This window comes from Desulfarculaceae bacterium (genome assembly GCA_020444545.1).
In the GTDB taxonomy this organism is placed as follows: domain Bacteria; phylum Desulfobacterota; class Desulfarculia; order Desulfarculales; family Desulfarculaceae; genus Desulfoferula.
On record JAHLKT010000001.1, the window covers coordinates 189,356 to 206,081 of the forward strand.

The window sequence follows — 16,726 nt, forward strand, 5'->3', positions numbered from 1 at the left end:
GGGGCGGGGCCGTGCTGGTCCTGTCCCTGGACACCTCGCTCTCCGGCGGCGGCGCGGCCTTGGCCGCTGGCGGCCGGGTGCTGGCCGAGGCTTATTTGGAGCCCGGCCCCGGCTTTTCCCAGCGCCTGCTGCCCGGAGTGGAGGCGGTGCTGGCCCAGGCACAGGTGGAGCGCGCCCAGCTGGAAGGCCTGGCCGTCACCCTGGGGCCCGGTTTCTTCACCGGCCTGCGCGTGGCCATCGCCACCGCCCAGGGCCTGGCCTTGGGGCTCGATCTCCCGGTGATCGGGGTGAGCAGCCTGCGCCTGCTGGCCGAGGCCGCCCCCATGACCGACAAGACCATCTGGGCCCTGGCCGACGCGCGGCGGGGCCTGTTGTACGCGGCCTCGTTCGAATACCAAACCGGCCGTCTGGCCCGCCGGGAGCCGGACATGGCCATAAGCCCCGAGCTGTTGGCCCAGCGCATCGAGGCCCCGGCCCTGCTTCTGGGCCCGGGGGCGCGCCTGCTGGAGCCCGAGGAGCTGGCCCCCGGCCTGGAGCTGGCCGGTGAGGAGCTGGACCAGCCCCGGCCCGGCCTGCTGGCCCTCATGGGCGAACGCCGCCTGGAGCGCGGCCAGGGGGTTTCGCCCCTGACCCTCAGGCCCCGCTACTGCCGCCCCTCGGACGCGGAGGTGCGCTTCGGGCTGCCCCTGGATGAATACCGCCTGGTGCAGTAAGCGGCCCGGCCGCGTGTTATAATGAGTCCCTCTATTCCGGCGGGGAGTATGCCATGCGCCGCGTGACCGCCCTTAGCCTCATCTGCCTCGTCTGTCTCCTGGCTGTTCCGGCCTGGGCCGTGGGCCCGGCCACCATCAGCGTGCAGGGGCGGGCCGCCCTGGAGCTGGCCCCGGATTTGGGGCGGCTCACGGTGGGCGTGACCAGCCGCGCGGCCACCGCCAAAGCGGCGGCCCAGGCCAACGCCACGGTGATGGCCAAGGTGCGCGCCGCGCTCAAGGCCAAGCTGGGCAAGGGCGACACCCTGGAGAGCGCCGGCTACTGGCTGCGGCCGGTGACCCGCTGGAACAAGGCTCAGCAAAAGAGCGAAGTGATCGCCTACGAGGCCAGCCACCGCCTGGCTCTGAGCAGCCGCGAGGCGGGGAGCCTGGGCGCGCTTATGGACGCGGCGGTGGGCGCCGGCGCCAACAGCATCGACGGCCCCCGCTGGGGCCTGGCCGACCCGGCCTCGGCCCAGCGCCAGGCCCTGGCCGCCGCCTTTGCCGACGCCAAGGCGCGGGCCCAGGCCCTGGCCGAGGCCGCCGGAGCGCCCCTGGGCCCGGTGAAGAAGATCAAAGCCGGCGCGGCGGAGCGCCCGGTGCCCCTGGCCGCCATGCGTCTGGCCAAAAGCGCCGAGGCCAACACCGAACTAACCCCCGGCCTGGTAACGGTCAGCGCCGAGGTAACCTGTATATTCGCCCTGGGAGAAACCGGCCGGGGCAAGCCAAAGAAATAAGGAAAAAGAACATGGAACCCAACGACATCGCCATGATCCAGGCCAACCTGGAGGACCAACCCGAGCTGGCCCAGCTCTGGGCAGAGCACCAGGAGCTGGAGAAAAAGCTGGACGAGATGAACCAGCGTCTCTACCTGACCACCGAGGAGCAGGTGGAGCGCAAGCAACTGCAAAAGTTGAAGCTGGCCGGCCGCGACCGCATGGAGCAGATCCTGGCCGACCTGCGCGGCGCCTCGGCCTGAGCCCGCGAACCGGCATGGACAAGTTCCCCCTGGCCCGCCCCGGCTGGCCTTATGTACTGGGCTCCCTGGTCCTGGCCCTGGTGGCCAGCGCCCTGCTGCCCTGGTGGCTGGCCGCTCCCCTGTGGATCGTCTTCGCCCTGATCCTCAACTTCTTCCGCGACCCGGCGCGCACCAGCGACGCCGGGCCGGGCGCGTTGCTCTCTCCGGCCGACGGCAAGGTGGTGGTGGTTCGCCAGGCCACCCACCCCGGCGTGCCCGGAGGCGATTGCCTCATGGTCTCCATCTTCATGAACATCTTTGACGTGCACGTGAACCGGGCCCCCCTGGAGGGCCGGGTGATGAAGGTGGAGCACCATCCCGGCGGCTATTTGCCCGCCGACCGCCCCGAGGCACCCACGGCCAACGAGCGGGTGGAGCTGACCCTGGCCGGGCGCGGCGGGGCTACCATTGTGGTGGCCCAGGTGGCCGGCCTGGTGGCCCGGCGCATCGAATGCTGGGTGGCCGGGGGGGTTGCATTGGCGCGCGGCCAACGGTACGGTATGATTAGATTCGGTTCCCGCCTGGACCTCTACCTCCCTCCGGAGGCGGATGTGCGGGTGGCTCCCGGCCAGAAAGTACGGGCCGGGCAAACGGTGATCGCGGAGGTTTAACATGGGCCGACGCAACAAACGTTCCCGCAAAGAGCGGCGCGAAGCGCGCCGGCGGGGGGCGTATGTTCTGCCCAACCTCTTTACCACCGCCAGCCTCTTCTCCGGCTTCTTCGCGGCCACCGAGGCCATCCAGGGCAACTTCATGCTCGCGGCCCTGGCCATCCTGGCATCCCTGGTGCTGGACGGCCTGGACGGCAAGGTGGCCCGCGCCACCAACACCACCAGCCAGTTCGGGGTGGAGTATGACTCCCTCTGCGACCTGGTGGCCTTCGGGGTGGCGCCCGCGGTGCTGCTCTACATGTGGAGCCTCCAGTCCCTGGACCGCCTGGGCTTCGCCGCCGGGTTCCTCTTCGTGGCCTGCGGTGCCCTGCGCCTGGCCCGCTTCAACGTGCAGACCGAAAAAGTAGGCACCAGCCACTTCGTGGGCCTGCCCATCCCGGCCGCGGCCAGCGTGGTCTCCACCCTGGTGCTCATGTGGACCGAGCTGGCCCCCGGCGCTCCGCCAAATCCCTGGCTGCTGGTGGCCCTGGTCTTCGTGCTCAGTTTCCTTATGGTCAGCTCCATCCCCTACCTTTCCTTCAAGGAGCTGGGCATTTCCAAGCTGAAGTCCTTCAACTGGATGGTGGGCACGGTCCTGCTGTTCATCCTGGTGGCCATCCAGCCCCAGGTGATGGGCTTCGCGCTGCTGGCCGCCTACGTGCTGGGCGGCCCCTTCGCCGCGCGCTTCCTGGCCAAGAAGAAGGCCGCCAAGCTCGAGGCCGCCAAGGCCGACGAGGCCGCCGCCGTGGCCGATCACGAGCGATTGCCCCTTTCCTAGTCTTACCGTTCCCACTCGACATATCCCACTAACCAGACGACTCCAGGCGATGTGTTCCGGTGGGGAGTCATCTGGTTAGTAATCCATTGAATTTAGGGAGAATTGAAGCCATGTCCAACCACGTAAAAATCTTCGACACCACCCTGCGAGACGGTGAACAGTCGCCCGGCGCCTCCATGAACCACGAAGAAAAGCTGCGCCTGGCCCAGAAGCTGGCCCAGCTCAACGTGGACATCATGGAGGTGGGCTTCCCCGCCTCCAGCCCCGGGGACTTCGACTCGGTCAAGCTCATCGCCCAGAACGTGAAGGGCCCGGTGATCTGCGGCCTCTCGCGCACCCGCCATGAGGACATCAAAACCTGCTGGGAGGCGATCAAGGACGCCGAGAAAAAGCGCATCCATGTTTTCATCGCCACCAGCGACATCCACCTGGAGCACAAGCTCAAGATGACCCGCGAGCAGGTGCTGGCCGAGATCACCTCCGGGGTGGGCCTGGCCAAGAGCTTCTGCGACGACGTGGAGTTCAGCGCCGAGGACGCCACCCGCACCGATCCCGAGTTCCTGGCCGTGGCCATCCAGACCGCCCTGGACGCCGGAGCCACCACCATCAACATCCCCGACACCGTGGGCTACACCATGCCTCACGAGTACATCGAGCGCTTCAAGTTCCTCTATGAGAAGGTGCCGGGCCTCAAGGACGTGACCACCAGCGTGCACTGCCACGACGACCTGGGCCTGGCCGTAGGCAACTCCCTGGCCGGCATCACCGCCGGAGCCCGCCAGGTGGAGGGCTGCATCAACGGCATCGGCGAGCGCGCGGGCAACGCCTCCGTCGAGGAGGTCGTGATGATGCTGGCCACCCGCGAGGCCGAGCTGGGCCTCACCACCCAGATCAAGCGCGACGAGCTCTACTCGGCCAGCCGCCTGGTGTCCATGATCACCGGCATCGTGGTGCAGCCCAACAAGGCCATCGTGGGGGCCAACGCCTTCGCCCACGAGGCGGGCATCCACGTGGCCGGGGTGCTCAAACAGCCCCTGACCTACGAGATCATGACCCCCGAAGAGGTGGGCGTGGGCCAGAACAGCCTGGTGCTGGGCAAGCACTCGGGCCGCGCCGCCCTGGGCGCCCGGCTCAAGGAGATGGGCTACGCCCTGGACAAGGAGAGCTTCGAAAAGCTCTTCGACGCCTTCAAGCGCCTGGCCGACAAGAAGAAGGACGTCTTCAACGAGGACCTGGAGGCGCTCATCGCCGACGAGATCCTGCGCATACCCCTGCGCTGGCGCCTGGACTATATGAACATCGTCAGCGGCACGGTGACCGTGCCCACGGCCACGGTGCGCCTGTATGATTGCGAGGAGCTCAAGCAGGAGTTCGGCTCCGGCTCCGGCCCGGTGGACGCGGTGTACAACACCATCAACAAGATCACCGGCTCCAAGGCCGAACTCCTACGCTTCACTATCAGCGCCATCACCGGGGGACTGGACGCCCAGGGTGAAGTGACGGTACGATTAGGCGGAGACGGACACGTGGTTCTGGGCAAGGGCGCGGACCCCGACATTATGGTGGCCGCGGCCAAGGCGTTTATTAACGGCCTGAACCGCCTGGAGTACCTCAAGACCCACGCCCCGGCGGTGAAAGCACAGGAGCGCACTCTTTGAACCTTCCCCAGACCATGAGCCAGAAGATCCTGGCCTCCCACGCCGGGCTCCCCTCGGTGGAGCCCGGCGCCATCGTGGAGGCCGGGATCGATATGGTTTTAGCCAACGACCTCAGCGCCCCCCTGATGATGCGCGGCTTCAAGGAGGCCGGCGGCGAGCGGGTCTTCGACCCGGCCCGGGTGGTGTTGGTGGCCGACCACTTCACCCCCAACAAGGACGTGGCCAGCGCGCTCATCGCCAAGGAGATGGGCGAGTTCGCCTCGTCCCACCGCCTGGTGCACCGCTTCGAAGGCGGCCGGGTGGGGGTTTCCCACGTGCTGATGACCGAGCAGGGCCTGGCCCTACCCGGCGAGCTGATCATCGGCGGCGACAGCCGGGCCATCACCTACGGCGCCCTGGGGGCCTTTGCCACCGGGGTGGGGGCCAGCGACCTGGCCGCGGCCCTGGTCACTGGCAAGGCCTGGTTCAAGGTGCCCGAGACGATCAAGGTGGAGCTAAGGGGAGAGATGGGCCCCTGGGTTGGGGGCATGGACATCGCCCTGGCCCTGCTCAAGCTCCTGGGCCCGGAAGGGGCCGACTACCAGAGCCTGGAGTTCCACGGCCCCTTGGCGGCGGAGCTCTCCATGGAGGCCCGCCAGACCATCTGCAACCTCATGGTGGAAAGCGGAGCCAAGGCGGCCCTGTTCCCGGTGGACCAGGCCACCACCGACTACCTGGCCGACAAGGCCCAGCGTTCCTGGCACTCGGTGGCCCCGGACCCGGAGGCCGCCTACAGCCGGGTGGTGGAGCTGGACGCCACCGGCCTGGAGCCCCTGGCCGCCCGGCCGCACCTGCCCCACGACGTGGCCCCGGCCCACAGCGCGGGCTACGAGCCGGTGAACCAGGTGTTCATCGGCTCTTGCGCGGCGGCCCGTTTGGAGGATTTGCGCGTGGCCGCCAAGGTGCTCAAGGGCCGCTCGGTGCACCCCCGGGTGCGCCTCATGGTCATCCCAGCCACCCCGGCTCTGGCGCTGGCCGCCCTCAAGGAGGGGCTCAGCGAGACCTTCGTGGCCGCCGGGGGCATGGTGGGGCCGCCCTCCTGCGGGCCCTGCGCAGGGGGGCACCTGGGGGTTCTGGCCCCGGGCGAGGTGGCCGTGGCCACGGCCAACCGCAACTACCGGGGCCGCATGGGGCACCCGGGCAGCCGCATCTACCTGGCCGGCCCGGCGGTGGCCGCGGCCAGCGCCATCCTGGGGCGGGTGGCCGACCCCAAGGAGGTGGCCTCATGATTTCCGGACGCGCCTGGGTCTTCGGAGACCACATCTCCTCGGACGCCATCATCCCCGCCCGCTACCTGAACCAGCGCAACCCCCGCGCCTGGGCCGGGGTGGTCTTGGCCGACCTGCGGCCCGAGTTCGCCGAGCAGCTGGGCTTCGGCGACTTCATCGTGGCCGGGCGCAACTTCGGCTGCGGCTCCTCGCGGGAGCAGTCCCCCCTGGCCATCAAGACCGCCGGGGTGGGCGCGGTGATCGCCCACAGCTTTTCGCGCATGTTCTACCGCAACGCCTACAACCTGGGCCTGCCGGTGTTCGTGTGCCCCGAGGCCGCGACCAAGGTGCACGACGGCGACCGTCTGCGCCTGGACCTGTTCTCCGGGTTGATCGAGGACGAGGACCAGGAGCGCGCTTTCCAGGCCGATCCGGTGGACCCCTACCTCAGCGGACTGGTCAGCGCCGGGGGGCTCATCATGAAAACGCGAAAACAGATCACCGGGCATTAGCCTGAGTATTTCATGAGGGTTGGGTGGCATCACGCAACCGACTAGCATTCATGGGGCCATTTTGAAAAAGCCACCCGTGCCGTCAGGGCACGGTTTGCACTCTGGCCCGGCACAGCCAGCCGCCGGCAGACAAGGCGTCTGGCAAGGGAGGGCCGAAGGCGTAGCCATGGCTACGTCTAGGCCCGAGCGCAGCCAGCAACACCGTATGCCGGTGGCTGGCGCGGCCGGACACCCGACCTTCGTGAAATATTCAGGCTGAACCCGGTTTCCTCAAAATTTCCCACACAAAGAGTTTGCAATAAGGGCCCGGCCCGGCTAAATAAGAGCCGTGGCCAACCCGGCCCCTTGGCCGGGCGGCCTACGAACCCTTGGACATAGAGAGGCAGTTGAACGTCATGAGCAAGCTTTTCAAGGTGGCGGTGTGCGGCGCGACGGGCGCCGTGGGCAACCAGATGATCCAGTGTCTGGAAGAACGGGATTTCCCGGTGGGCGAGCTGCGCCTGCTGGCCTCGGAGCGCTCCAAGGGTAAAAAACTTAACTACAAGGGCGAGGACATCCCGGTGCAGGTGCTGGACAACGGCTCCTTCGAGGGTATCGACATCGCCCTGTTCAGCGCGGGCGGCGGCACCAGCCAGGACTTCGCCCCGGTGGCGGCCGCCTCGGGCGCGGTGGTGGTGGACAACTCCTCGGCCTGGCGCATGGACCCCGAGGTGCCCCTGGTGGTGCCCGAGGTGAACCCCGACGCGGTGGCCGGCTACACCACCAAGGGCATCATCGCCAACCCCAACTGCTCCACCATCCAGATGGTGGTGGTGCTGGAGCCCATCCACAAGGCGGCGGGCCTGGAGCGGGTGGTGGTTAGCACCTATCAGGCGGTCAGCGGCACCGGCCAGAAGGCCATCGTGGAGTTGGAGAACCAGCTCAAGGCCTTGCACGAGGGCCGCGAGCCGGAGGTGAAGGTGTATCCCAAGCAGATCGCCTGGAACCTGCTGCCCCACATCGACGTTTTCAAGGACAACGGCTACACCAAGGAAGAGATGAAGATGGTCTTGGAGACCCAGAAGATCATGGGCGACGAGAGCATCAAGGTGAGCGCCACCTGCGTGCGGGTGCCGGTGCGTTACGGCCACTCCGAGGCGCTGAACCTCCAGACCCGCGAAAAGCTCAGCGCCGAGGACGTGCGCGAGATAATGGCCAAGGCCCCCGGCGTGAAGGTGGTGGACGACCCGGCCAACCTGGTCTACCCCACTCCGCTGATGGCCGCGGGCCAGGACCTGACCCTGGTGGGCCGCATCCGCGAGGACATCAGCCAGGAGCGCGGCATCGACCTGTTCCTGGTGGCCGACAACATCCGCAAGGGCGCGGCCACCAACGCGGTGCAGATCGCCGAGCTGTTGGCGGCCAAGTACCTGTAGGGGCGGAGGCCGATTGCTTAAGATTACCGGTGGCGAGCTCCGGGGGCGGCCCATCAAGGCGCCCCCGGGGCTGGGCACCCGGCCCACCGCCGCCAAGATGCGCCAGGCCCTGTTCAACATACTGGGCCCGGACATAACAGAGGCCCGCGTGGCCGACCTGTTCGCGGGCAGCGGGGCCCTGGGCCTGGAGGCCCTCAGCCGGGGCGCGGCGTCCTGTTTGTTCGTGGAGAAAAGCCCGGCCGTGGCCAAGGTGATCAAGGGCAACCTGACCGCCCTGGGCCTGACCGAGCGTGGGCGGGTGATAACCACCGGCCTGGCCGCCGCCTCCGCCTCCCTGGAGGAGGGCGCGCCCTTTGACCTCATCCTGGCCGACCCGCCCTACGGCAAGGGGCAGGTGGCCAAGGTGCTGGCCCTGGCGGCGGACAAGGGGCTTTTGGCCCCGGAGGGCCGCCTGATCATCGAACACGCTCCCCAGGAGCGCCCCGAGGCCCCGGAGGGCCTCATCGCCGTTGACCATCGCCGCTACGGGCAGAGCGAGCTAAGTTTTTTCTCACTGCCCCAACGACCCTAGAGAGGTTGGAAATGAAGACCGCCATATATCCCGGCTCCTTTGATCCCATCACCAACGGGCACATCTCCATCCTGCGGCGCGGGCTGGAAATCTTCGACAAGGTAATCGTGGCGGTGGCGGTCAACCCCGAGAAGAAGGGGCTGTTCAGCATCCCCGAGCGCCTGGACATGATCAACGAGGTGATCAAGGACATCCCCGGCGCCTCGGTGGACACCTTCGACGGCCTGCTGGTGGAATACGTGGTCAACCAGGGCAGCAACGTGATCCTCAGGGGGATCCGGGCGCTCAGCGACTTTGAGTATGAGTTCCAGATGGCCCTGATGAACCGCAAGCTCTCCCGCGACGTGCAGTCGGTCTTCCTGATGACCGACTACAAGTGGTTCTACGTCAGCTCCACCATCGTCAAGGAAGCCGCCGAGCTGGGCGGGGACATCAACGGACTGGCTCCGGCCAGCGTGGCCCTCCGCCTCAAGGAGAAGTTCGAGGCCAACCGCAAGGCCGCGGCCGAGGCGGCCAAGGGCTAGCCCTGCTCTTCCGAAAAAATCTGGGCCGAGAAAATGAGTATCTGGGTGCTGGGGTCTTTCCAGCATCCCGGGGCTAGGCCCGCCTTCACGCAGGTTTGATCCAGGAAGGTGTCGCGGTCCCAGCCGTATTCCGTGGCCACCTGGGGCAGGAGCACCCCCCGCCCCCGGGGGCTGATGATGTAGATGCCGTGGGTGCCCACCTCTATCTCGCTCACGTCCTCGATGGGCTTGAGCGGGCTCAGCACGCTGATTTCCAGATCGACCTGATCCAACTCCTCGCGCCGTAGGGGCGGGAAGCGGGGGTCCTGGCTGGCCGCGGCCACGGCCATCTCCTCGATGGTCTGGCTCAGGGGTCCCTGTCCCACGAAGTTGCCGATGCAGCCGCGCAGGCGGCCGTGCTCGTGCAGGGTCACGAAGGCCCCCCGCTCGATCTCCGGGCCGGGCAGGTCCGGGGGAAGGGCGTCATTCCCTTGGACCCCCACCAGCCCGGCGATGGTCCGCCGGGCCAGCTTCAGCAGGGCCTCTTGTTCCTCGGGGGTCAACCGGCGGTCGCTCATTTATTCGCTCCCCTCCTGCACCGGCGCGCCGGGCCGCTCTCCGGCCCGCCAGCGGCGGTAATGATCCAAAATCAGCCCGTGGTCGAAGCACAGGGGCTTTGGCAGGCGATCCAGGGCAAAGGCCCTGGCCTCGGCCGCGTCGTCGCCGCCCTTGGGCTCGCCTTCGGCCCTGGCAATGAACACCACCGAGAGGTTGTGCTGGCGGGGGTCGCGGGCCGGGTCGGAGTAGGCCCCCAGCATTGCCACCAACTCAACCGTCAGGCCGGTCTCCTCGGCCGCCTCGCGCCGGGCGGCCTGCTCCAGGCTCTCGCCGTAGTCCACGAAGCCGCCGGGCAGGGCCCAGCCGTGGGGCGGGTTGGCCCGCCGCACCAAAACGACGGGACGTCCGGGCCGGGACAGCTCGATGATGATGTCTACGGTGGGGTACGGATTGCGCGGGTTCTGGCTCATGCGCCGCTCCGCCGATCCTCGGGGTACTCGCGGCGGGGCATGAAGTGCTCGCAGCGCTCAAAGCACTCGGGCAACAGCAGCAGGCAGGAGACCAGATGCTGGTGCTGGCACACCTGGCCCAGGGAGCTCTTGGGCACGTAGCGTGGGCAGGTCAGTTTGGTAATCTCGTTGAGATTCTTTTGGATCACGTGGCGGCGCGCCACCTCGCGGTCGCCGGGGTCGGCCAGCTTTTTCAGGCGGTCCAGGCGGTCCAGGGTGGCCGCCCCCACCGCGCGGCGGGCCTCCAGCAGATGGCAACGAGTGGCCGCGCTATGCTCCGGGCTCACGGTGCGGGTGCAGCGGCCGCGCAGGAAGTAGGTGCAGCCCTTGCCGCTGATACCCTGCACCTCGCCCAAGGCCGGGGCTCCGCTATCCGTCCAGGCGGCGCACCGGGTCGCCGGCCTTCACGGTGCCGGGGTTGAGCACCCGCACGAAGATGCCCTGGCGCGGCATGATGCAGTCGCCGACCAGCTTGCGTATCTCGCAGCCGGCGTGACACTCCTTGCCGATCTGGGTCACCTCCACCTCCACCTCGCCCAGCTTGAGGCGGGTGCCCACGGGCAGGGTGTGCAGCTCGATGCCCTTGGTGGTGACGTTCTCGGCAAAGTCGCCGGGGTTCACCTCGGCACCCTTGGCCCGCATGAAGTCGATGGACTCCAGGGCCAAGAGGGAAAGCTGGCGGTGCCAGGGGCCGGAATGGGCGTCGCCCACCAGGCCCACATCGGGCTCCAGGCAGCCTTCGGATACGGGCTTTTTGACCACGCCTTTGGTAGAACTAATATTGACCGAAACGATCTCGGGCTGTTGCATTTCACCATGACCAGTTTAGAGAAAGTACTGTTTTGAGCTTATCCCCGCCCCCAGACCGCGTCAAGCGCGCTAACCCGCCCCTGGGCGGCCCCCTGCCCGGAGCGGGACCGGTGGTGGCGGCGGTCAGCGGCGGGGCGGACTCCATGGCCCTGGCCCGTTTACTGGCCCTGGCCGCCCCGGAGCACGGCTGGCGGCTGGTCCTGGCCCACGTGGACCACGGCCTGCGCCCCGAGTCCGGCGATGACGCCGCCTTCGTGGCCGCCCTGGCCGGTGAGCTGGGCGCGGACTTTTTGCTGCGCCGGGTGGAGGTGGAGCGCGAAGGCCGCTCCCTGGAAGACGCGGCCCGCCAGGCCCGGCGCGAAGCGCTCCTGGCCATGGCCGCCGAGGCCGGGGCCAAGGCCATCGCCCTGGGCCACACCCTGGAGGACCAGGCCGAGACTGTCTTGATGCGCCTGCTGGGCGGCAGCGGCCCCTCCGGGCTGGCGGCCATGCGCCCCTGGAGCCCGCCCTGGTGGCGGCCCCTGCTGGCCCTGGAGCGGGGCGCCCTGCGCGCCTGGCTGCGCCAAGGCGGCCACCCCTGGCGCGAGGACCCCAGCAACCAGGACCTGTCGATCCTGCGCAACCGGGTGCGCCACCAGCTAATGCCCCTGGCCCGGGAGCTGGTTAACCCCCGCGCTCCCTCGGCCCTGGCCCGCCTGGCCGCCCTGGCGGCGGACGAGGAGGCGCTGTGGGAGGAGCGTTGCGCCCGGGATGCCGAAAAGCTCCTGCGCCGCCAAGGCCACAGCCTGCTCTTGGATGCCGAGGCCCTGGCCGGACTGCCCCTGGCCCGGCAACGCCGCCTCCTGCGTTTTGCGGTCCAGGAATTGAGCGGCGAGTCCCAGGGCCTCCTGGCCCTGCACGTGGAGCAAATGCTCGAACTGCTGGCCGGACAGGCGGGGCGCAAGCTGACCCTGCCCGGCGGGCTCATGGCCTGGCGGGAGCCCGGGGCCCTGCGCCTGGGCCTGGCCGCGTTGCCTCCGGCCGAGGGCATCACTTTGCACGGCCCGGCCACGGTGGATCTGCCCCATTTGGGGGCGCGCCTCTGCCTGGAGCTGGTGCACGAGAAGCCCTCCCTGGCCGGGCGGGGGCCGGTGGCCTGCCTGCCCGCCGAGGCCCTGGCCTGGCCCCTGGAGCTTCGGCCCCCGGTCCCGGGCGAGCGCTTCCACCCCCTGGGCGCGCCGGGCTCCAAACGCCTGAGCCGCATTCTCATGGATTACAAGACCCCGGCCTGGTGGCGTGAGCGCACCCTGATCCTGGCCGACGCGGGGGGCTCCTGGTGGGCCGCGCCTTGGGCCGTGGCCGAGCGCGCGCGCCTAAAAGGCACTGAGAGCGCCTATTTACGTGTCACTTTCGTTGACACCCCCCAGGGGTGGCCATATACTATGACTTTTAATGGTTAGAAGTGGTTTTTCAGCCGCTTCGGGCCCTCACGGCGGAGAAGTTTAGTTGAATCCCCTCTACAAAAACTTGGCCCTCTGGCTGGTCATCAGCCTGATGATGGTGCTCTTGTTCAACTTTTTCAGCCGCCCAGAGCAGGGCAGCGAGAAGCTCCCTTATTCCGACTTTTTGACGGCGGTTGAAAAGGGCCAGGTTACCAGCGTGGAGATGCAGGGCAACGAGGTGCGCGGCTGGTCCGGCGACGGCAAACGCTTCCGCACCTACGCCCCGGAAGACCCCAAGCTGATCAGCGATCTGCGCTCCAAAAACGTGCGCATCAATGTAAAGCCCGCCGACGACTCACCTTGGTACATGACCGTCCTGGTCTCCTGGTTCCCCATGATTTTGCTCATCGGCATATGGATATTCTTCATGCGCCAGATGCAGATGGGCGGGGGCAAGGCCATGAGCTTCGGCAAGAGCCGGGCCCGCCTGCAAACCGAGCCCGAGGGGCGGCGCATCACCTTTGACGACGTGGCCGGGGTGGAAGAGGCCAAGGAGGAGCTCACCGAGATCATCGAGTTCCTGCGCGACCCCAAAAAGTTCACCCGCCTGGGCGGACGCATCCCCAAGGGCGTGCTCCTGGTGGGCAGCCCGGGCACCGGCAAGACCCTCATGGCCCGGGCCATCGCCGGCGAGGCCGGGGTTCCCTTCTTCTCCATCAGCGGCTCGGACTTCGTGGAGATGTTCGTGGGCGTGGGCGCCTCGCGGGTGCGCGACCTGTTCACCCAGGGCAAGAAGAACGCGCCCTGCATCATCTTCATCGATGAGATCGACGCGGTGGGACGCCATCGCGGGGCCGGCCTGGGCGGCGGCCACGACGAACGCGAGCAGACCCTGAACCAGCTCCTGGTGGAGATGGACGGCTTCGAGTCCAACGAGGGGGTCATCCTCATCGCGGCCACCAACCGGCCCGACGTCTTGGACCCCGCCCTTCTGCGCCCCGGCCGTTTCGACCGCCAGGTGGTGGTGCCGGTGCCCGACGTGCGGGGCCGCGAGGCCATCCTGGGGGTGCACACCCGGCGCAGCCCCCTGGCCCCGGACGTGGACCTGGCCATCCTGGCCCGGGGCACCCCCGGCTTCTCGGGCGCGGACCTGGAGAACATGGTCAACGAGGCCGCCCTCATCGCGGCCCGCGACAACAAGAACCGCCTGGAAATGGTGGACTTCGAAAAGGCCAAGGACAAGGTGATGATGGGCTCGGAGCGCCGCAGCCTCATCCTGTCCGACGAAGAGAAAAAGACCACCGCCTACCACGAGGCGGGTCACGCCATGGTGGCCATGCTCACCCCGGGCACCGACCCGGTGCACAAGGTGACCATCATCCCCCGCGGCCGCGCCCTGGGCCTTACCCAGCAGCTGCCTGTGGACGAGCGCCACACCTACTCCCGCGACTATTTGGTCAACAACCTGGCGGTGCTCCTGGGCGGCCGCTCGGCCGAGGAGCTGGTCCTGGAGACCTTCACCACCGGCGCAGGCAACGACCTGGAGCGCGCCACCGATCTGGCCCGCAAGATGGTCTGCGAGTGGGGCATGAGCGAGGCCATGGGCCCGCTGACCTTCGGCAAGGGCGACGAGCAGATCTTCCTGGGCCGCGAGATTTCCCAGCACCGCGACTACTCCGAGGAGACCGCCCGGGCCATCGACCACGAGGTGAGGAAGCTGGTGGTGCAGGCCCACGACTCGGCCAAGGGCATTCTGGGCGAGCGCATCGACAGCCTGCACGAACTGGCCGGCGCTTTGTTGGTGGAAGAGACTTTGGACTTCGAGGCGGTGGAGGCCATCATCACCGGCAAGCCGCGCCCCCGGGCCCCCAAGCCGCCCGAGCCCGAGCAAGCCCCCCCGGCCCCGGAGGAGCCTCCCGCGCCCCCCGCCGCCCCCGCGCCCCCGGAAGGGGGTGGCGGCGAGGCCGGTGATTAGGCCGGTCCGTCATATTCCCTTGCCCGCCGGCGGCCTGGATTTGGGGCCGCGCACTCTGATTATGGGGGTGATCAACGTCACCCCCGACTCCTTCAGCGACGGCGGCCTGTTCCACGATGCGTCCCGGGCCATCGAGCAGGGCCTGGCCCTGGCCGAGGAGGGGGCCGACATCCTGGACGTGGGCGGCGAGTCCACCCGTCCCGGCTCCGACCCCACCAGCGCGGCCGAGGAGATGGAGCGGGTGCTGCCGGTGATCGAGGCCCTGGCCCACCACTGCCCCGCGGTGATCAGCATCGATACCTACAAGGCCGAGGTGGCCGCCGCCGCCCTGGACGCGGGCGCCCGGATCATCAACGACGTGACCGCCCTCCGGGGCGATGAACGCATGGCCCAGCTGGCCGCCGAGCGTGGGGCGGGCCTGATCCTCATGCACATGCAGGGCGAACCCCGCACCATGCAGAAGGAGCCCCTTTACGACGACGTGGTGGCCGAGGTGCGCGACTTCCTGAGCGCCCAGGCCCAGCTGGCCCAAGACGCCGGAGTGGCCCCGGAGCGCATCGTGCTGGACCCGGGCATCGGCTTCGGCAAGACCCTGGAGCACAACCTGACCCTGATCCGCAACCTGCCGGCCTTGTCGGCGGCGGGCTATCCGGTGCTCCTGGGGGCCAGCCGCAAGCGCTTCATCGGCACCCTCACCGGGCGCGAGGAGCCCCGCGAGCGGCTTTGGGGTTCGGTGGGAGTGCACATCCTGGGCGCGGCCCTGGGGGCGGACATGGTGCGGGTGCACGACGTGGCCCCGCTCAAGGAGGCCCTTCAGGTTTGCGATGCGGTGATGGAACAGGAGGCGCGCGGTGTTGACTGACCTGCTGGCCCCCTTCTTCCAGATTCGCTGGCTGGACCTGGTGGACATCGGGGTGGTGGCCTTTGTGGTCTACAAGGTCATCCTCCTGGTCAAGGGCACCCGGGCCATGCAGATGCTCATGGGCCTGGGGGTGGTGCTGCTCACCATGGTCCTGGCCCGCCAGCTGCACCTGGTCACCATCCACTGGATCATCCAGTCCTTCCTGGCCTCCTTGATCCTGGTCATCATCATCCTGTTCCAGAGCGACATCCGCAAAGCCCTGGCCCGCATGGGCCGAGGCCCCATGCTGGCCGGAGGCCACGAGCAGGCCGCCGCCACCCTGGAGGAGGTGTCCCGCACCGCGGTCACCCTGGCCTCGCGCATGACCGGGGCGCTCATCGTGCTGGAGCGGCGCATCGGCCTGGCCGACTACGTGGACACCGGGGTGCGCCTGGACGCCGTGGTCAGCCGCGAGCTGATGACCACCGTCTTCCACGTGAACACCCCCCTGCACGACGGGGCGGTGATCATCAGCGGCAACCGCATCGTGGCCGCGCGCTGCGTGCTGCCCCTGTCCACCAGCTCCGACGGCAGCCGCCAGGTGGGCACCCGCCACCTGGCCGCCATGGGCCTCACCGAAGAGACCGACGCGGTGGCGGTGGTGGTCAGCGAGGAGCGGGGCCGGGTCAGCCTGGCCGTGGGCGGCCAGCTCACCCAGGACCTGGACGCGGTGGCCCTGCGCAACAAGCTCAACGAGCTTTTCCAGATCGGCCAGAAGCATTCGCGCCGGTTCTGGAAGCGGGAGCGCAAGAGTGCTTAGGTTCATCACCCGGAACTGGCAGCTCAAGCTGATCTCCCTGGGCATCGCGGTGTTCCTGTGGGCCCTGGTGGTGGGCCAGGAGAACGCCGAGGTCACGGTGCGCCTGCCGGTGGTGGTCACGGGCCTGGCCGCCGACATGGTGGTGGCCAACCAGGTGGCCAGCGAGGTGGAGCTTAGGCTCTACGGCCCCCAGAGCCTGGTCCGGCAGGTGGCCACCCGGCCCCAGGCCAAGCAGCTGGACCTGACCGGCATGGGCACCGGCGAGCACATCTTCCAGGTCTTGCCCGAGGACCTGAGCCTGCCGCCGGGGGTGGAGGTGGTGCGCATCAGCCCGGCGCGTCTCCGGCTGGTCATCGCCCACCGCTACAGCCGCAAGGCGGCGGTGCGCCCGGTGATCAAGGGCAACCCCGCCCCGGGCTTTGAGGTCCACGAGGTGGAGTTCAAGCCCGCCGATGTTACGGTGAGCGGCCTCAAGGCCGAGCTGACCGACCTGGACTGGATCTGGACCGTGCCTCTGGAGGTCACCGGCCTCAAGGAGACCACCACCCTCAAGGCCAATCTGCGCCCGCCGGACGGGCGGGCCATCCGGCTCATCCCCAACACGGTGCAGGCGGTGATCCACATCCGGCCTCGCCCGGGCAAGCCCGGCGCCGAGGCCCCGCCCGCCCCGGAGAAAAAAAAGTAAGGCCAT

General features: G+C 68.4%; 20 protein-coding genes. 16 read left to right on the top strand and 4 right to left on the bottom strand.

Annotation, left to right across the window (positions count from 1 at the left end):
* Window positions 1–11 precede the first annotated feature (11 nt).
* The 11 genes from tsaB (at window position 12) to coaD (ending at window position 9,122) form a co-directional block, all read left to right on the top strand.
* On the top strand, window positions 12–713 hold the full coding sequence (tsaB, locus tag KQH53_00880) for a tRNA (adenosine(37)-N6)-threonylcarbamoyltransferase complex dimerization subunit type 1 TsaB (protein ID MCB2225200.1): 702 nt from the start codon (window positions 12–14) through the stop codon (window positions 711–713).
* A gap of 53 nt (window positions 714–766) precedes the next feature.
* Window positions 767–1,486 carry an SIMPL domain-containing protein gene (locus KQH53_00885; GenBank protein MCB2225201.1) on the top strand — a complete coding sequence of 240 codons (720 nt, stop codon included), beginning with the start codon at window positions 767–769 and terminating at the stop codon, window positions 1,484–1,486.
* A gap of 11 nt (window positions 1,487–1,497) precedes the next feature.
* Window positions 1,498–1,728: a YdcH family protein gene (locus KQH53_00890; protein MCB2225202.1), complete on the top strand. Its 231-nt coding sequence runs from the start codon at window positions 1,498–1,500 to the stop codon at window positions 1,726–1,728.
* A gap of 14 nt (window positions 1,729–1,742) precedes the next feature.
* Window positions 1,743–2,378, top strand: a complete 636-nt coding sequence (locus KQH53_00895) for a phosphatidylserine decarboxylase family protein (GenBank protein MCB2225203.1) — start codon at window positions 1,743–1,745, stop codon at window positions 2,376–2,378.
* 1 nt (window position 2,379) lies between these two features.
* Window positions 2,380–3,195 (top strand): CDP-diacylglycerol--serine O-phosphatidyltransferase, encoded by an 816-nt coding sequence (gene pssA / locus KQH53_00900; protein ID MCB2225204.1) that lies wholly within the window; start codon window positions 2,380–2,382, stop codon window positions 3,193–3,195.
* A gap of 110 nt (window positions 3,196–3,305) precedes the next feature.
* The gene (locus KQH53_00905; protein ID MCB2225205.1) at window positions 3,306–4,853 is read left to right on the top strand and encodes a 2-isopropylmalate synthase; all 1,548 of its coding nucleotides are present in this window, start codon (window positions 3,306–3,308) and stop codon (window positions 4,851–4,853) included.
* Window positions 4,850–6,121 (top strand): 3-isopropylmalate dehydratase large subunit, encoded by a 1,272-nt coding sequence (locus KQH53_00910; protein ID MCB2225206.1) that lies wholly within the window; start codon window positions 4,850–4,852, stop codon window positions 6,119–6,121. Before KQH53_00905 ends, KQH53_00910 begins: the two co-directional genes overlap by 4 nt.
* Complete coding sequence (gene leuD / locus KQH53_00915) at window positions 6,118–6,612, top strand: 3-isopropylmalate dehydratase small subunit (GenBank protein ID MCB2225207.1); 495 nt, start codon at window positions 6,118–6,120, stop codon at window positions 6,610–6,612. The genes KQH53_00910 and leuD overlap by 4 nt, the downstream gene beginning before the upstream one ends.
* Window positions 6,613–7,007: 395 nt before the next feature.
* Entirely contained in the window at window positions 7,008–8,027 is a 1,020-nt protein-coding gene (locus tag KQH53_00920; GenBank protein ID MCB2225208.1) for an aspartate-semialdehyde dehydrogenase, read from the top strand.
* Window positions 8,028–8,040: 13 nt separating this feature from the next.
* Window positions 8,041–8,598, top strand: coding sequence for a 16S rRNA (guanine(966)-N(2))-methyltransferase RsmD (gene rsmD / locus KQH53_00925; GenBank protein MCB2225209.1), 558 nt, complete (start codon window positions 8,041–8,043; stop codon window positions 8,596–8,598).
* 11 nt (window positions 8,599–8,609) lie between these two features.
* Window positions 8,610–9,122 carry a pantetheine-phosphate adenylyltransferase gene (gene coaD / locus KQH53_00930; GenBank protein MCB2225210.1) on the top strand — a complete coding sequence of 171 codons (513 nt, stop codon included), beginning with the start codon at window positions 8,610–8,612 and terminating at the stop codon, window positions 9,120–9,122.
* Here coaD and amrA read toward each other — a convergent pair.
* From amrA to KQH53_00950, 4 genes are read right to left on the bottom strand one after another with little or no spacing between them, the layout of a single operon-like run.
* Window positions 9,119–9,679, bottom strand: coding sequence for an AmmeMemoRadiSam system protein A (gene amrA / locus KQH53_00935; protein MCB2225211.1), 561 nt, complete (start codon window positions 9,677–9,679; stop codon window positions 9,119–9,121). The genes coaD and amrA overlap by 4 nt on opposite strands.
* On the bottom strand, window positions 9,680–10,129 hold the full coding sequence (locus KQH53_00940; protein MCB2225212.1) for an NUDIX hydrolase: 450 nt from the start codon (window positions 10,127–10,129) through the stop codon (window positions 9,680–9,682). It abuts the gene before it with no gap.
* Window positions 10,126–10,524 carry a hypothetical protein gene (locus KQH53_00945; protein MCB2225213.1) on the bottom strand — a complete coding sequence of 133 codons (399 nt, stop codon included), beginning with the start codon at window positions 10,522–10,524 and terminating at the stop codon, window positions 10,126–10,128. Before KQH53_00945 ends, KQH53_00940 begins: the two co-directional genes overlap by 4 nt.
* Before the next feature lie 13 nt (window positions 10,525–10,537).
* Window positions 10,538–10,978, bottom strand: a complete 441-nt coding sequence (locus KQH53_00950; protein ID MCB2225214.1) for an MOSC domain-containing protein — start codon at window positions 10,976–10,978, stop codon at window positions 10,538–10,540.
* Between the two features lie 32 nt (window positions 10,979–11,010).
* Between KQH53_00950 and tilS the strand changes: the two genes are divergently transcribed.
* The 5 genes from tilS to KQH53_00975 all read left to right on the top strand — a co-directional run bounded on the left by tilS (window position 11,011) and on the right by KQH53_00975 (window position 16,720).
* Window positions 11,011–12,417 (top strand): tRNA lysidine(34) synthetase TilS, encoded by a 1,407-nt coding sequence (gene tilS, locus KQH53_00955; GenBank protein MCB2225215.1) that lies wholly within the window; start codon window positions 11,011–11,013, stop codon window positions 12,415–12,417.
* A gap of 46 nt (window positions 12,418–12,463) precedes the next feature.
* Window positions 12,464–14,374, top strand: coding sequence for an ATP-dependent zinc metalloprotease FtsH (gene ftsH, locus KQH53_00960; GenBank protein ID MCB2225216.1), 1,911 nt, complete (start codon window positions 12,464–12,466; stop codon window positions 14,372–14,374).
* 61 nt (window positions 14,375–14,435) lie between these two features.
* Window positions 14,436–15,236 (top strand): dihydropteroate synthase, encoded by an 801-nt coding sequence (gene folP / locus KQH53_00965; GenBank protein MCB2225217.1) that lies wholly within the window; start codon window positions 14,436–14,438, stop codon window positions 15,234–15,236.
* Window positions 15,226–16,035 carry a diadenylate cyclase CdaA gene (gene cdaA / locus KQH53_00970; GenBank protein MCB2225218.1) on the top strand — a complete coding sequence of 270 codons (810 nt, stop codon included), beginning with the start codon at window positions 15,226–15,228 and terminating at the stop codon, window positions 16,033–16,035. The genes folP and cdaA overlap by 11 nt, the downstream gene beginning before the upstream one ends.
* On the top strand, window positions 16,028–16,720 hold the full coding sequence (locus KQH53_00975) for a hypothetical protein (protein MCB2225219.1): 693 nt from the start codon (window positions 16,028–16,030) through the stop codon (window positions 16,718–16,720). Before cdaA ends, KQH53_00975 begins: the two co-directional genes overlap by 8 nt.
* The last annotated feature ends 6 nt before the right edge of the window (window positions 16,721–16,726 follow it).

Coding starts and splice junctions, on each gene's coding strand:
- KQH53_00905 (MCB2225205.1), top strand. CDS start 3,306: ATGTCCAACCACGTAAAAATCTTCGACACCACCCTGCGAGACGGTGAA.
- KQH53_00940 (MCB2225212.1), bottom strand. CDS start 10,129: ATGAGCCAGAACCCGCGCAATCCGTACCCCACCGTAGACATCATCATC.
- pssA (MCB2225204.1), top strand. CDS start 2,380: ATGGGCCGACGCAACAAACGTTCCCGCAAAGAGCGGCGCGAAGCGCGC.
- KQH53_00885 (MCB2225201.1), top strand. CDS start 767: ATGCGCCGCGTGACCGCCCTTAGCCTCATCTGCCTCGTCTGTCTCCTG.
- coaD (MCB2225210.1), top strand. CDS start 8,610: ATGAAGACCGCCATATATCCCGGCTCCTTTGATCCCATCACCAACGGG.
- folP (MCB2225217.1), top strand. CDS start 14,436: ATGGGGGTGATCAACGTCACCCCCGACTCCTTCAGCGACGGCGGCCTG.
- KQH53_00890 (MCB2225202.1), top strand. CDS start 1,498: ATGGAACCCAACGACATCGCCATGATCCAGGCCAACCTGGAGGACCAA.
- leuD (MCB2225207.1), top strand. CDS start 6,118: ATGATTTCCGGACGCGCCTGGGTCTTCGGAGACCACATCTCCTCGGAC.
- amrA (MCB2225211.1), bottom strand. CDS start 9,679: ATGAGCGACCGCCGGTTGACCCCCGAGGAACAAGAGGCCCTGCTGAAG.
- KQH53_00895 (MCB2225203.1), top strand. CDS start 1,743: ATGGACAAGTTCCCCCTGGCCCGCCCCGGCTGGCCTTATGTACTGGGC.
- KQH53_00920 (MCB2225208.1), top strand. CDS start 7,008: ATGAGCAAGCTTTTCAAGGTGGCGGTGTGCGGCGCGACGGGCGCCGTG.
- KQH53_00950 (MCB2225214.1), bottom strand. CDS start 10,978: ATGCAACAGCCCGAGATCGTTTCGGTCAATATTAGTTCTACCAAAGGC.